14 protein-coding genes and 1 tRNA gene are annotated in these 14,652 nt (G+C 71.6%); 1 reads left to right on the plus strand and 14 read right to left on the minus strand.

Annotated elements, in window-relative coordinates:
* Positions 1-74: 74 nt before the first annotated feature.
* The 9 genes from ACZ56U_RS19150 to ACZ56U_RS19190 form a co-directional block, all read right to left on the minus strand.
* A complete protein-coding gene (locus ACZ56U_RS19150; RefSeq protein ID WP_469085175.1) occupies positions 75-1,451 on the minus strand; it encodes an NtaA/DmoA family FMN-dependent monooxygenase in 1,377 nt (458 codons plus the stop codon).
* 25 nt (positions 1,452-1,476) lie between these two features.
* The gene (locus ACZ56U_RS19155) at positions 1,477-2,724 is read right to left on the minus strand and encodes an LLM class flavin-dependent oxidoreductase (protein WP_469085176.1); all 1,248 of its coding nucleotides are present in this window, start codon (positions 2,722-2,724) and stop codon (positions 1,477-1,479) included.
* Between the two features lie 83 nt (positions 2,725-2,807).
* A complete protein-coding gene (locus ACZ56U_RS19160) occupies positions 2,808-3,830 on the minus strand; it encodes an ABC transporter substrate-binding protein (protein WP_469085177.1) in 1,023 nt (340 codons plus the stop codon).
* A gap of 61 nt (positions 3,831-3,891) precedes the next feature.
* Entirely contained in the window at positions 3,892-4,677 is a 786-nt protein-coding gene (locus ACZ56U_RS19165; RefSeq protein WP_469085178.1) for an amino acid ABC transporter ATP-binding protein, read from the minus strand.
* On the minus strand, positions 4,674-5,660 hold the full coding sequence (locus tag ACZ56U_RS19170) for an amino acid ABC transporter permease (RefSeq protein ID WP_469085179.1): 987 nt from the start codon (positions 5,658-5,660) through the stop codon (positions 4,674-4,676). The genes ACZ56U_RS19165 and ACZ56U_RS19170 overlap by 4 nt, the downstream gene beginning before the upstream one ends.
* A gap of 437 nt (positions 5,661-6,097) precedes the next feature.
* A complete protein-coding gene (locus ACZ56U_RS19175) occupies positions 6,098-6,967 on the minus strand; it encodes a glutathione S-transferase C-terminal domain-containing protein (RefSeq protein WP_469085180.1) in 870 nt (289 codons plus the stop codon).
* A 110-nt stretch (positions 6,968-7,077) separates the two neighbouring features.
* A complete protein-coding gene (locus tag ACZ56U_RS19180; protein ID WP_391235015.1) occupies positions 7,078-7,203 on the minus strand; it encodes a putative leader peptide in 126 nt (41 codons plus the stop codon).
* A 580-nt stretch (positions 7,204-7,783) separates the two neighbouring features.
* A tRNA-Pro gene (locus ACZ56U_RS19185) sits at positions 7,784-7,857 on the minus strand.
* A gap of 72 nt (positions 7,858-7,929) precedes the next feature.
* Positions 7,930-9,372 (minus strand): MFS transporter, encoded by a 1,443-nt coding sequence (locus ACZ56U_RS19190; RefSeq protein WP_469085181.1) that lies wholly within the window; start codon positions 9,370-9,372, stop codon positions 7,930-7,932.
* Between the two features lie 174 nt (positions 9,373-9,546).
* Here ACZ56U_RS19190 and ACZ56U_RS19195 point away from each other — a divergent pair, with 174 nt between their 5' ends.
* Entirely contained in the window at positions 9,547-10,125 is a 579-nt protein-coding gene (locus ACZ56U_RS19195; RefSeq protein ID WP_469085182.1) for a TetR/AcrR family transcriptional regulator, read from the plus strand.
* A 111-nt stretch (positions 10,126-10,236) separates the two neighbouring features.
* On the opposite strand, the gene ACZ56U_RS19200 is transcribed toward ACZ56U_RS19195, so the two are convergent.
* The 5 genes from ACZ56U_RS19200 to ACZ56U_RS19220 form a co-directional block, all read right to left on the minus strand.
* Entirely contained in the window at positions 10,237-11,187 is a 951-nt protein-coding gene (locus ACZ56U_RS19200; protein ID WP_469085183.1) for a VOC family protein, read from the minus strand.
* Positions 11,184-12,242 carry a 4-oxalomesaconate tautomerase gene (locus tag ACZ56U_RS19205; protein ID WP_469085446.1) on the minus strand — a complete coding sequence of 353 codons (1,059 nt, stop codon included), beginning with the start codon at positions 12,240-12,242 and terminating at the stop codon, positions 11,184-11,186. Before ACZ56U_RS19205 ends, ACZ56U_RS19200 begins: the two co-directional genes overlap by 4 nt.
* A 23-nt stretch (positions 12,243-12,265) precedes the next feature.
* Entirely contained in the window at positions 12,266-12,979 is a 714-nt protein-coding gene (locus ACZ56U_RS19210) for a 4-carboxy-4-hydroxy-2-oxoadipate aldolase/oxaloacetate decarboxylase (protein WP_469085184.1), read from the minus strand.
* A gap of 100 nt (positions 12,980-13,079) precedes the next feature.
* Entirely contained in the window at positions 13,080-13,829 is a 750-nt protein-coding gene (locus tag ACZ56U_RS19215; protein ID WP_469085185.1) for a PIG-L deacetylase family protein, read from the minus strand.
* 70 nt (positions 13,830-13,899) lie between these two features.
* Positions 13,900-14,550, minus strand: a complete 651-nt coding sequence (locus ACZ56U_RS19220; RefSeq protein ID WP_469085186.1) for a GntR family transcriptional regulator — start codon at positions 14,548-14,550, stop codon at positions 13,900-13,902.
* Positions 14,551-14,652 lie beyond the last annotated feature (102 nt).

The raw sequence follows: 14,652 nt of genomic DNA on the forward strand, positions 1-14,652 counted from the left end.
CCGCCCGGAGTTGGCCCCGAGCCCCCTCCGACAGCGGGTCCGAGCGGGGCGCGGTCAGCGTGGAGGCGGGGGCCTCACGACGCCGCCCGCTGCTCAGCCGGTGACTGGTCCGGGTGGGCGAGCCCGAGGTGGTCCCGCAGTGTCGGCCCCTCGTACTCGGTGCGGAACACGCCCTGTTCCTGGAGCAGCGGAACGACCTTGTCGGCGAAGACGTCGAGGCCGGTCGGGGTGATGTGGGGGACGAGGATGAAGCCGTCACTGGCGTCGGCCTGGACGTAGTCGTTGATGGTCCTCGCAACGGTCGCCGGGGAGCCGACGAAGTTCTGCCGGTTGCCGGACTCGATGACGAGGTCACGGATGGACCAGTTGTTGGCGTCGGCCAGCTCGCGCCACTCGCGGGCGGTGGCCAGCGGGTCGCGGTACATGCGGACCTGCGCGCGGCCCTTGGAGATGTGGTCCGCGCTGACGTCCGGGTCGATGTCGGGGAGCGGGCCCTCCGGGTCGTAGGAGGACAGGTCCCGGTTCCAGACGAACTCCAGGTGCTTGAGGGCGGTGGCCCCGCTGACCTGTTGGCGGCGCACCTCCTTGGCGATCTCCTCGGCCTCCTGGTCGGTGTCGCCGAGGACGAAGGACGCCGCGGGCAGGATGAGCAACTGGTCGGGTCGGCGGCCGTACTTGGCGAGGCGCTTCTTGACGTCCGTGTAGAAGGCCTGGCCGCCCTCCAGCGTGGCGTACCGGCTGAAGATGGCGTCGGCGCTCGACGCGGCGAACTCGCGGCCCTCGTCGGAGTCGCCCGCCTGGAAGATGACCGGGCGGCCCTGCGGGGAGCGCGGGACGTCGAACTGGCCGTGGATGTCGAAGTGTTGGCCCGTGTGGACGAACGAGCCGGCCTTGGCGTCGCGCAGGAACTGTCCCGTCGCCCGGTCGGCGAGGATCTCGTCGCCCTGCCAGGAGTCGAAGAGTTCGTTCGCGGTGGCGAGGAACTCCTTGGCTCGGGAGTAGCGCTCCTCCTGCGGGAGGAAGCCGCCGCGGCGGAAGTTCTCGCCGGTGAAGGCGTCCCAGGAGGTGACGACGTTCCACGCGGCGCGGCCGCCGGAGAGGTGGTCGAGGCTCGCGAACTGGCGGGCCACCTCGTAGGGCTCGTTGAAGGTGGAGTTGATGGTGCCGGTCAGGCCCAGGTGCTCGGTGACGGCGGCGAGGGCGGACAGGACGGTGAAGGTGTCGGGCCGGCCCACGACGTCCAAGTCGTAGATCTTCCCGCCCTGTTCCCGCAGGCGGAGCCCCTCGGCGAGGAACAGGAAGTCGAACTTGGCGCGTTCCGCGGTCCGCGCGAAGTGCACGAAGGAGCTGAACTCGATGTGGCTGCCGGCCGCGGGGTCGCTCCACACGGTGGTGTTGTTGACGCCCGGGAAGTGGGCGGCCAGATGGATCTGCTTCAGCGGCTTGGTCATGGTGATGCTCGGTCCTTCCGGCTGCTCAGGCGGCGGCGTAGCGGTTGGCGGGGCGGGGCAGGCCCAGCAGGCCGCGCAGGGTGTCGGCCTCGTAGGCGGTGCGGAAGGCGCCGCGGCGCTGGAGTTCGGGGACCAGGCCCTCGGTGACGGCCGGGAGGTCGTGGCCGAGGACGGCGGGGCGCAGCCGGAAGCCGGTCAGGCCTGCCGACTGGAACTCCTGGAGGAGGTCGGCGAGTTGGGCGGGGGTGCCGGTGAAGACACGCGCGTCGCTGGTGTATTCGGCGCCGTCGAGGGCGTCCAGGCGCTCCTTGCGGGCCGTGGCCTCGGCCGGGTCGTCGTCGAGGAAGACCACCAGGTCACCGAAGACGTGGAGGGGCTGGTCGGCGCGGCCCGCTGTCTCCTGCTCGGCGCGGATCTCGGCGACGATGGCCCTGGCCTGGCCGGTGTCGAACGGGGTGACGAACCCGATGTCGGCCTGGCGGGCCACCAGCCGGTAGGGCACGGTCTGGTGCGCGAGGGCGGTGACGAGGGGCTGGCCCTGCGGCGGGCGCGGGGTGATGGACGGGCCCTTGACGCTGAAGTGGCGGCCCTCGAAGTCGATGTAGTGGAGCTTGTCGCGGTCGATGAAGCGGCCGGTGGCGACGTCCCGGATCTCCGCGTCGTCCTCCCAGCTGTCCCAGAGCCGGCGGACGACCTCGACGTAGTCGGCGGCCTCGTCGAAGAGGTCGCTGACGCGTGCCTGTCCGGCCGGGCTCCGCAACTCCCCCAGGCTCAGCGGCGAAAGGGTGCGGCGCCCGAAGTGGTCGGCCACGTCCGGGCGGGGCGCGATCTGCACCCGCAGTCCGGCGCGGCCGGTGCTGACGTAGTCGAGGGTGGCGATCGCCTTGGAGAGGTGGAACGGCTCGGTGTGGGTGGCGACCACGGTCGGCACCAGGCCGATGTGCCGGGTGAGGGGCGCGACCCGGGACGCGATCAGCACGGCGTCCAGGCGGCCGCGGACCTGGTCGGTGCGGCCGTCCAGCCCGTCGAAGGCCGAGGACTGGAGGCCGAGTCCGTCCTCCAGGGTGACGAAGTCGAGCAGTCCGCGCTCGGCCTCGGTGACCAGGTCGGCCCAGTAGCGCGCGGTGAACAGCTCGTGGGGACGTGCCACCGGCTCGCGCCAGGAGGCCGGGTGCCAGCCGGTGCCGTCGAGGGCGACGGCCAGGTGCAGGGCGGGGGAATCAGAAGAACCGGGGGAACCGGGAGAGACGGGAGAGCCGAAAGAAGGGGACACGAGGGGGTGCCTTCCAGGAGATCCGTACGGGGACACCGGCCCGGGGCGTACGGCGCCCAGGGCTCGGTGGCGGCGACCGAAGATCAGGAGTTGGTGAGCGGCAGGCCGGGCGGGTTGACCTCCGACTCGGCGACGGCGTCGCCGGAGATGTTCCAGGCCTTGAGCCACTGCGCGTACTGGCCGTTCTCGATCAGGTAGTTGATCGCGGCGGCGACCGGCTTCGCGAGGCCGCTGCCCTTCTTGGCGGTCGCGGCGATCAGCCCCTGGAGGGACTCGCCGGCGCCGGAGAACTGGCCCGCGATGCGGGTCGCCTGGGGCGTGTTCGCGGTCTTGGCGGCGTGGTAGGAGAGGTTGGGGCTGGGGCCGAAGTAGGCGTCGATCTTGCCGCTGTTCAGCGCCAGGTAGAGGCTGTTGCTCTCCTGGAAGTACTTGACGGTGAGCGGCTTCTTGCCTTCCTTGGCGAGCTTGGCCTTCCACTCGAGGAGGATCTTCTCCTGGTTGGTGCCGTTGCCGACGGAGACCGTCTTGCCGGCGAGGCTCTCGTAGTTCCCGTCGAAGTTCCAGGAGTTGTCCTTCTTCACCTCCAGGGCGAGGTCGTCCTTGCGGTAGGAGGCGAACTCGTACTTCTGCTTGCGCTCCTCGGTGTCGGTGATGTTCGAGAAGCCGACGTCGACCTTGCCGCTGTCGATGCCGATGAACAGGTTCTCCCAGGTGGACGTGCGTACTTCGGTTCTCAGCCCGAGGACGGCGGCCACGAGTCTGGCGAGGTCGGGCTCGGAGCCGGTGAGCGTCTTCTGGTCGCTGCCGATGAACCCGAGCGGCGAGCTGCCGGAGGGCAGGATGCCCGAGCCGATCACCAGGGTGCCCTTCTTCTTGACGGCGTCCGGGAGTTGGGCGCTGATGGACTTCACCTCGGCGACCTTGATGTGGGTCTCGGTGGCGGCGCCGTTGGACACCCGGCCCACGGTGACGGTGCCGGCGGCGTCGGTCGTGGTCGCGGCGTCGCTCTCGCCTCCGCAGGCGGTGAGCCCGGCGGCGAGGGCGGTGACGGCGGTGGCCGCGGTGAGGCCGCGCAGCAGGGTACGGCGGGAGTGCTGGATGGGCATGGCTGTCCTAGTCGTGAGAGGTGTGGATGGTGAGTGAGAGGGGTCGTGTGGCCCTGCCGGGTCACAGGACCTTGCTGAGGAAGTCCCGGGTTCGCTCGTGCCGCGGTGCGTCCAGGACCTCGGACGGCGGGCCCTGTTCGACGATCCGGCCGTCGTCCATGAAGACGACCCGGTCGGCGATCTCCCGGGCGAAGCCGATCTCGTGGGTGACGATCACCAGGGTGGTGCCGCTCTTGGCGAGGTCCTTGATGACGGCGAGGACCTCGCCGACGAGTTCGGGGTCGAGCGCGGAGGTGGGTTCGTCGAAGAGGATGACGCCGGGCCGCAGCGCGAGCGCGCGGGCGATGGCGACGCGCTGTTGCTGCCCGCCGGACAACTGCCTCGGGTAGGCGGTCGCCTTGTCGGCGAGACCCACCCGCTCCAGGAGTTCACCGGCGAGTGCGCGGGCCCCGGCCCGGTCGAGCCTGCCGGTCGCGACGGGGGCCGCGGCGACGTTCTCCAGCACGGTCAGGTGCGGGAAGAGGTTGAAGTTCTGGAAGACGAACCCGATGCGGCCGCGCTGGCTCAGGATGGTCCGCTCGCGTCGCTCCTTCAGGCGCCCGCCCTGCCGGCGTACGCCGATCAGCTCGCCGTTGACGCTGACGTACCCGATCTCGGGCTTCTCCAGGTGGTTGATGACCCGCAGCAGGGTGGACTTGCCGGACCCGGACGGGCCGAGGATCACGGTGACCTCGCCGGGCCGCACGGTCAGGTCGATACCGTCCAGGACCCGGTGGGCGCCGTACCACTTGTGCACGTCGTGCACCTCGACGGCTGCGGGCACGGTCGAGACCGTCTCGGTGGTCATACGGCGGCCTCCCTGCGGACGCGGGCGCGGAAGTCGGTGAGCGCGGTGCGCAGCCGCTGCGCCGGGGTCGGCGGCAGGGTGCGGGTGGCGCCCCGGGCGAAGTACCGCTCGACGTAGAACTGCAGGACGGAGACGACGGTGGTCAGGATCAGGTACCAGACGGTCACGACCAGCAGCAGCGGCACGATGTCGCCGGGGTAGGTGGCGCCCATGGTCTGCGCGGTGCCGAACAGGTCGAGCAGGGAGACGTAGAAGACCAGGGAGGTGCCCTTGACCAGGTCGATGAGCTGGTTGACGTAGTTGGGGGTGATGGAGCGCAGGGCCTGCGGGAGGACGATTCTGCGGAACTGGTAGGTCTTCGGCAGTCCGAGCGCGGCGGCCGCCTCGTGTTGCCCCTGGTCGACGGAGAGGATGCCGCCGCGGACCACCTCGGCCGCGTAGGCCGCCTGGTTCAGGCTCAGGCCGATGACGGCGACGACCATGTCGGTGGCGAGCCGGGACTCGTCGAAGGTGAAGAGGGCCGGGCCGAACGGGACACCCACGCTGAGTGTCTGGTACAGGGCGCTGAAGTTGTAGAGGAAGAGCAGGATGACGATGAGCGGAATGGAGCGCAGCGCCCAGATGTAGGTCCAGCTGACCGCCCGCAGCACGGGACTCCTGGAGAGCCGGGCGAGGGCGAGGACGATGCCGCCGACCAGGCCCAACACGGCGCTGTAGGCGGTGACTTCGAGGGTGATGAGCAGACCGTCGAGGATCGTCGGGCGCAGGAACCAGTAGCCGAACCGGTCCCACTGGTAGAAGGGGTTGGTCACCAGTCCGTGGACGAACTGGGCCGCGAGGACCAGCACGACCGCGGTGGCGATCCAGCGGCCGGGGCGTCGCAGCGGCAGAACTCGCTGTGCGGTCAGGGGTCTTGACGGTACATCGGGTGGAGGCGGCGGTGCTTCGGCGACGGACACGGCGACGCCTGGAGGTTGGCTCATGGAGGGCTCCGGCAGGTCTGGTTCCCCCGGACGCGGGTGCTCACGCCGCGGTCACGACGGCCGTTCTACGGCGGGCGTGTACGCGGGGACGCACGGGAACCGGGGGGCTGGGCGGACAACGGCACACCGCTCGGGCGGTGTTCGTCAGGAACGCGGGGGGCTGCGGAGGAAAGGTGTCAGCCCCGACAGCGGGCGCGGCCCGGTGCGGTACACAGTGCGCTGTTCACACGCAGGAGGTCGACGGTCCGGTCGGCGACGAGGAGACGGGCGTACGGCAGTACGCGGCTCGAGGCGCGGCGCGGGGCCGTCCTGGGAGCTGCGTACATGTCCGTCACCATCGCTGTTCTCGGGGTGTCGAAGGCCCTTCGGGGCCAAGAGTGCCGTAAGTGAAGCCAGTTGGCCCGGCGTCTGTCAACGCCGGTCCATCAGGTGGAACGTCAGCGAGCGCGGCCGGAGTGTGCCGCCCAGTCGAGGATCTGCACCGCGGAACCCGCGGCCTCCAGGCCCTGACAGCGGGCGTGGTGGCGGCGGGCGATGCCGTCGAGGTCCAGCTGCGGGCCGAAGGCCGGGTGCGCGGCCAGGCGGCGGGCGTACGCCCACAGGGCGGGGTGGTCGGCGATCCGCTGCACGGCCGAGGCGTCCAGGTGGTGGCGGTGCACGGTGTCGAGCTGGACCAGCGTCACCCACAACTCGACGTCTGCGGCGGTGATCTGATCCCGGATCAGGTACGTGCGTCCGACGAGCCATCGTTCCAGGGACTCCAGGGTCTCCAGGAGCCGTTCGAGCGCCGCGGCGCGTGTGCCCGGGTCGGCGCCCGCGGAGCCCGCCTCCTGCGCGGCCCGCTCGATGTCCTGCGCGCACAGCCGCTCGACCGCCTCGGTCTCGGACTCCGCGCCGCACGGGTACAGGGCCGGGCGGTCCGCGCCGAAGTGCCGGGCCAGATCCCGGGAGATGTCCGGGGCGTGGGTGCTGACGATGCGTCCCGACCAGTCGTCGCTGAGCACCGGCCCGACGGCCGCTCCGCGGTAGCGGTGCGCGCTGGCCTCGTAGAGCGGGCGCAGCGCGGAGTGGCCGCCGTCGGGACAGTCGGGGACCGCGTCCAGGAGCGTCACGGGGCATGCGTCGTCGAGGCCGAGCAGTGCGTGCACGACGGCGATGCGCAGTCCGTCCGGACAGGACGGCGACAGGTGCAGGCGGTAGCGGCGCGGCACGGCGTAGTGCCCGCTGCGCGCGTCCTGGCCGATCCGGCCCCGGAACGCGGCGGCGGACTGCGGGGCGGAGGCAGGGGCGAGCGGTGTGACGGACATGGATCTCCCCGGGATGGGCGCGCGGACGTTCACGCGGCGGAAGTGACGTCGGACCAGGACAGGCGGGGCCCCGGGGCGGACCGGGGCGCGAGGCGCGGAGCGGGCCGGGCTCAGCCGAGGCGGCTCATCGCGCTGCACACGCGCTGGAGATCGATGTGACGGCGGGAGGTCAGCAGGGGCGACGGCCGCGAGGTACGGCTCACTCGGCCGATGGCCGGCTCCAGACGCCTCATCATTCCCTACCTGTTCACTAGGATTCCCGTCTGGAGTGTCGATCGCCCGCGGGACGGCGTCAAGAGGGCGTCCACGAGGTGGTCCTCCCCGGTCCGGTCAGGCCCGTGTTCCACGGCCACCCGCACCACCGCCCGCCCCCATCTGGCCCAGCCCGCGCTCCCCCGCACCCTGCGCCGGCCGGCACAGCACCTGGGCGCCCGGCTGGTCGGCCGTTCCACGCCCCCTCTGGAACTCACCGCCGAGGGCCGCACGTTCCGCGACGGGGCGGCCGCCGCGCTCGCCGCCGTGGCCACGGCCCTCGACCCGCGAGGCCTGAGGAGCGGCCGCCGCGCCTGGGGCTCCCCTGGGCGACCCTCGGCGACCACACCATCCCGCGCTGTAGCACCGCAGGGACGAGACCCGGCCGGACGTCCCTCTGGGCTGCTGCGGTACCCCGGCCCGGTCTGCGCGGCCGACGCCGCCTGTGCCGCCGTACTGGCGAACGCCGGGCCGCTGCCGCACCACCGGCAGCGACTGGGCACGCCCCTCGGGGAACGACGAAGGGTCCTCACAGACATCCGTCTGTGAGGACCCTTCACACCGTCGGGACGACAGGATTTGAACCTGCGACCCCTTGACCCCCAGTCAAGTGCGCTACCAAGCTGCGCCACGTCCCGGTGTCTCCCCCGCGGGTGAACCGCGGGAACACGCAGGTAAACCCTACCTCATGGACGTGACGGGGGCGGACGTCAGCCGCGTACGGCGGTCGGCCTCGCGGCGTTCGACGGTTCGTTCGTGGCGCGTGCGGCGGCCGTGACGCGAGTGGCCCGGCGGACCGGCACCAGCAGGGCGGCCAGGGCGGCGGCGAGGCACAGGACCGCGAGCAGCGTGAAGCCGTGGGTGTAGCCGGAGCCGTAGGGCAGGCCGGAGGGCTGGAGCCGGCCGGTGACCAGGACGCTCGTGACGGCGGCGCCGATGGAGCCGCCGATGGTGCGGATGTTGGCGTTCATGCCGGTCGCGGCGCCGGTCTCCTCGGGCGGGACGCTGCCCACGATCAGGTTGGCCATCGAGGCGAAGGCCAGTCCGATGCCGAGGCCGAACACGCCCGCGACCACGGCGACCTGCCATTGCGCGGCGTGCCAGAGGGCGAGGAACGCGAGGGCCAGCGCACCGAGCGCGGCGCCGGTCGCCAGCAGCGCCTTCGCGCCGACCACGGGTTCCAGCCGGCCGCCGAGGACGCCGGAGCAGAACATCGCCACCAGCATCGGCAGCATCAGCAGTCCGGAGGCCGTCACGCCGGCGCCGAAACCGTACCCGGCCGAGCTCGGCGTCTGGACGAAGGCGGGCAGGAAGGACCACAGGGCGTACATGCCCGCGCCGAAGAGCAGCGCGACGGTGTTCGTCGTCCACACCGCGGGCAGCCGCATGACGCGCAGGTCGATCAGCGGCGAGCGGGAGCGGGCCTCGGCGAACAGCCACAGGGCGAACAGGACGGCGGCGAGGGCGAACAGGCCGATCACGCGGGCCGAGCCCCAGCCCCACTGTCCCGCCCGGCTCAACGGCAGCAGCAGGGCCACCAGCCACGCCGACAGCAGCACGGCACCGAGCCAACCGACCCTGCCCTCGGCCCGGTTGGGTGACTCGGGGACGTAACGCAGGGCGATGAGCACGGTGAGCGCGACGACGGCGACGGGGATCCAGAACAGCCAGCGGTAGTCGAGCGCGGAGACGATGGGCCCGGCCGCGACGAGGCCGACCCCGCCACCGGCGGCGATCACGGCGGACAGGTTGCTGATGCCGGCGCTCACCTCGGACGAGGCGAACTCGTCCCGGACGATGCCGAAGGAGAGCGGGAGCAGGGCGCCGCCGACGCCCTGCACGACCCGGGCGACGATCAGCACACCGATGGTCGGCGCGAGGGCGGCGAGCAGACAGCCGGCCAGCACGACGGTCAGGACGGCGACCAGGGTGCGCTTCTTGCCGATCAGGTCACCGACGCGGCCGAGGATCGGGGTGAAGACCGACGCGGACAGCAGATACGCCGTCATCACCCAGGTCGCGGTGGACTGCGAGGTGTGCAGTGCGTGCTGGACGGTCGGCAGGGCCGGCGCGATCAGCGACTGCAGCATGGCGAACACGCCGGCACCGGTCGCGAGGACCGCGAAGGTGAGGCGGGTGGAAGTGCGGGGCATGGAGAGCCTCTCCGAGCACTGGGTGCGGCCGGAGCCTCATGGGAAGCGGTCGCGGAAAGGGCAGGGGTACGCCTCGACTGATAAAGTGGAGGCGTGCCTCCACTCTAACGGAGGCACGCCTCCGCTTCAACCCGGAACGGAGGCGAACCTCCGTTTCAACCTCTGGGAGACGTCGTGACCGCCCAGTCGTTCCTCGTCAGCGAGATCGTCGCGTCCCGTCGGCCGACGCGGAAGGACGCCGCCCGGAACTACGACGCCCTCCTGGCCGCCGCCCGCGAGGCCTTCGCGGAGCACGGCGCCGAGGCCGCGCTGGAGGACATCGCACGGCGGGCGGGTGTCGGCATCGGCACGCTGTACCGGAACTTCCCCACCCGGCGCCACCTCTTCGAGACCGTGTACGCGGACGAGGTGAACACGCTGGTGCGGGTCGCCGAAGAGGTCGCGGACCAGGAGCCCTGGGACGCCCTGACCGCCTGGCTGGACCGGTTCGCGGGCTACATGGTCACCAAGCGGGCCGTCCGCGAGGCCCTCAACGACGAGTCCGAGATCATCGCGGCCTGCCGCGACTCCCTGTACGCCGCCGGCGGCCCGCTCTTCGCACGCGCCCAGCGCGCCGGCGAGGCACGCGCCGACATGGACTTCGTCGAGCTGCTGCGCATGGTCGCGGGCATCACCGCGACGGCCTTCGACGACGAGGCCCAGCGCAAGCGGGTCCTGTCGATCGCCCTGGACGGCGTCCGCACCCGGCACTAGCGACTGCCTGCTCCCGGTACGGGACGTCCCCCTCCGAGAAAGCGGGGCGCCGACCGTCTCCCCCTCCCCTCGAGGCCGAGGGAGGGGGAGGGGAGGAAGACATTGCGCGGCTCAGGCCACCGGCGGTGTCCCGTGGGTGTGGAACGACTCGATGGTCTTCAGGCCCCAGGCCTGCCCCTTCCGGCGCTCCTCCTCGGTCCAGGTGACCAGCGGCCAGTCCGGCGCCAGCACCAGCCGGGTGAGCGGGTTGCACAGCTCGATCCGGTTGCCGCCCGGCTCGTAGACGTACAGGAAGAACGTCTGCTGGATGGCGTGCTTGTGCGGCCCGGTCTCGATGAACACACCGGTGTCGATGGCGAGATCGGCCGCCCGCAGGATGTCCTCGCGGGTGTCGGTCGCGAACGCGATGTGGTGCAGCCGCCCTTCGCTGCCGGTCCGGTCGGAGGTGTAGACGACGTCGTACGACTTGTTCGTGTACGTCAGCCAGCGCGCCGCGATCTTCCCGCTGTCCAGCCGGATCTGCTCGGTGGGCCGGGCGCCGAGCACGGTCTGCTGGAACTCGGCGTTGGCGAGCACGTCGGCGGCGAGGAAGTTGATGTGGTCCAACCGCCGTACGCCGACACCCCGGTTGGGCTTGGCCTGCGGCTGGTTCTTCAGCGCGGGCCTCAGCTCCTCGGGGGCCCGGTAGTGCGCGCTCTCCCAGTACAGGGCGTGCTCATGGCCGTCCGGGTCGGTGGTGACGTAGAGCCTGCCGAGGCCCGGCTCGTCCTCGACCCACTTTCCGGTGCCGCCCGCCTCCTCGTTGGCCCGGACGCGGCGCTGGAGGGCCTCCTCGCTGGAGGTGCGCAGGGCGAGGCGGCCCAGGCCGGGCCGGTCGCGGGCGGTCAGGACCAGGCTGTGGTGCTCGTAGTCGTCGAAGGTCCGCAGGTAGACGGTGTCGCCGTCCTCGCCGTTGACCGTCAGGCCCAGGTAGTCGGTGAAGAAGGCGACGCCGGCGTCCAGGTCCGGGGTGAACAGCTGGGTGTGACCGATGTGCGCGATGTCGCCGAGCGGCGGAGTCATCGGTGACCTCCTCGGGGTAGTGCGGCGGCCCTGGGGAGGACGGTGCCGTCGAAGATCTTGCGGGCCGTCCGCACCACGGCGGTGCGGCGGGCGCAGGGGAGGCCGTCGGGGGTGGCCCCGAGGCTGCTTTCGATGTCCAGGAAGCCGGTGGGATGTTCCAGGCGGATGCGGTCGCTGCCGGGGGTGACCTCCGCCAGATCCGCCCCCACGCCGCCCTCGATCCGCAGGCCGGCGGCCACGCCGGCCGCACCGAGCACCCCGATCGAGGGGTGGCACCGCGCCGGGATGAAGGTGCGTGTGGTGACCGCGCCGCCCTCGCGAGGCGGGGCGAGGAGCGTGAGCTTGGGCACCGTGGTGTCGGAGACGTCGCCCAGGCCCATGAGCCGGCCGGCCCTGAGGCGGATCCGGTGCAGCCGGTCGGCCAGCGCCGGGTCCTCCTCCAGTTCCTTGGGCGACTCGTACCCGGTGACCTTCAGGGAGGTGGCGGCGATCAGGACGGTCGGCACGCCGTTGTCCACGCAGGTCACCGGCACGCCGTCGATCTCGTCCCGCACGCTCCCCGTGGGCAGCAGGTTCCGCGCGCCCGCCGGGAACTCGATCACCACGGGCGCGGCCGTCCCCGGCACCCCGGAGATCTCGGCGTCGCCGGTGTAGTCGACCCGGCCGCCCGGGGTGGGGAAGGTCGCCGTGGCGTGGTCGCCGGTGTTGACCATGCGGATGCGGACGGAGGTCGACTCCTCCCCCGCCGGCACCAGTCCCCGCTCGACGGCGAACGGACCGACGCCGGCGAGGATGTTGCCGCAGTTCTGACGGTTACTCACCTCCGGTCGCTCGACGGCGACTTGGAGGAAGAGGTAGTCGACGTCGGCCCGCGGGTCGGCGGACGGGGACACCACGGCGACCTTGCTGGTGAGCGGGTGCGCGCCACCGAGTCCGTCGATCTGCCGTTCGTCCGGGCTGCCCATGATCCGCAGCAACAGGTCGTCGCGCGGGGCCGGTTCGGCGGGCAGATCGGCGGCGAGGAAGTAGGCGCCCTTGGAGGTGCCGCCCCGCATCAGCAGACAGGGCACCTCCTCGGTCACGACCACACTCCCTCGTGCCCCGCGTACTCCTCGAACGTCCGGTACTCGACGCCCAGTTCCTTGAGCCGGTCCCGCAACCCGTAGCGATCCAGGCCGAGTTGGCCGCCGAGGAAGGCCGCGCGGGTGGCGGCCTCCTTGGCCTCGCGAGCCTCGGACCTGCGTACCGTCTCGGCGACGCGTTCGCGTGGGACGACCACGACCCCGTCGTCGTCGGCGAGGATCGCGTCACCGGGGCGGATCACCTGGCCGTCGATGGCGATCGGCACGTTGACCGAGCCGCCGGTGGCCTTGACCGTGCCCTGCGAGGAGACCACGCGGGACCAGGCGGCGAAGCCCATGTCGCGCAATTCCTGGGTGTCGCGGATGCCGGTGTTCACGACGACCCCGCGCACCCCGCGCCGCTTCAGCGCGGTGGCGAACAGTTCGCCGAACAGGCCGTCCGTGCACGGGGAGGTGGTGGTGACGACCAGGATGTCGCCCTCGCCGCACTGCTCGACAGCAGCGTGGATCATGAGGTTGTCGCCGGGCCAGCTGAGCACGGTGACGGCGGTGCCGGCGACCCGTACGCCCTGCTGGACGGGCCGGATCCCCGGTCCCAGCAAGCCGGTGCGGCCCATGGCCTCGCTCACCGTCGCCACGCCGTGGCCGGCCAGCGCGTCGACGTCCTTCAGCTCCGCCTTCGGCGGGCCGGTGACGATCACGCCGCTCATACGTCCTCCTTCTGCGGGGCTCCGCCTCGGTTCCGCCGCGGCCGGGTGCCCCTTCCGTCTCGCTCCGCGGGCCGCCGGCCTCCGCCGCACCTCGGCTCGCTCACGCCAGCTCCTTCGCGATCTGCGGGTAGGGGCGCATGTACGCCTCGGCCATGGTCCGGTGGGCGAGGCCCAGGTTCGGGCCGGCGTTGCGCTTGAGCTGGACGCCGCGGCGGACGGCGAGGTCGGTGTAGTAGTCCCACAGGTGTTGCTGGGCGCCGAGGCACTCCATGGCCTTGCGCTTGGTGTCCCACACCTCGGTGATGTCGAGGAGCACCTCGGGCCTGAAGCCGCTCATCTCGGGCTGGTGCGGCTCGAAGTAGAAGACCGGCGGGGCGCCGATGATCTCGCCGGGGCCGGGGTAGCCGATGGTCTGCGCGAGGACGCGCGCCTCCAGGGCCATGCGGTTGGCGGCCGGATGGTCGCCGTTGTACGGGTCCTCGGTGGGATGGGTGAGCACCACGTCGGGCTGGGTGTCGCGGTAGACCGCGACGAGCCGGTCGGTCAGTTCGGGGGTGACCGGCAGCGGGTAGTCGCCGGCGTCGAGGAAGCGGACGTCGGCGCCGAGGGTGGCGGCGGCCCGCTCGGCCTCGTCCCGGCGTATCGCCTTGATCTCCTCCAGCTTCCTGCCCTCGCGCCAGGCCTTGGCGGACTCGCCGCGCTCGCCGAAGGTCAGACAGGCGATGGTGACCTTCTCGCCGCGGGCGGCTGCCAGGGCGATGGCACCAGCCGCACGCCAGACGAAGTCGCCGGCGTGCGCGGTGATGACGAGTGTCGATCGTGGGCCGGCGGGCGCGTTGGCCTCTGTCATTGCAGAAATCTCCTCGGTGACAGGTGTGCGCCCACCCCGCACCACCGCGATCGGTCGCGCAGCGTCTCGATCAGTCGCGCAGCGCCTCGATCACGCTGGTGAGGTGGGCGCGGACGGCCGTCTCGGCCGCCTGCGGGTCCCTGGCCCTGATCGCCTCGATCATGGTCAGATGCTCGTTCAGGGATTGCTGCGGGCGCCCCGGGCGCAGGGCCAACTGGAAACGGTGCCGCACCAGTTGGGCGTTGAGCCGCTCCAGCAGCTGCTGCGCGGTCTGCTGGCCGGAGAACTCCCGGACACGGACGTGCAGTTCGTGGTTGAGCTCGGAGTAGGTGACCGGCTCGCCGTCGGCGACGGCCTTGGACATGGCCGTACCGAGGTCGGTGAGCTGGAGCAGTTGCTCGTCGCTCGCCGCGACCGCCGCCTTCGCCGCGCACAGCCCTTCGAGGGCCATGCGGCACTCGGTGATGGCGACCGCTTCGTCCACGGTCACCACCCGCACCCGTGAGCCACGGTTGCGGATCCGCTCCACGAGTCCCTGGGACTCCAGATCGATGAGTGCCGCGCGGATGCTGGCCCGTGTCACACCGAACTGCTCGGCGAGCTCGTTCTCCACCAGCCGCTGCGCCGGTGCCATCTCGCCGTGCGCGATCGCCTGCCGCAGCTGTGCGAGCGCATGCTGCTTGGCCTGCTCCCCGGTGCTCGGACGGGCTTCCTTCGGCATCGCGCCCTCCCTGAGTGAGTGCCTGTCGAACGTAAATCCAGCCAAACAACATTGTCAACAATTTTGTCCGCCATATCGCGGACGCGACGGGGCGGCGGGCCG

Source organism: Streptomyces sp. NPDC034103, assembly GCF_055575395.1.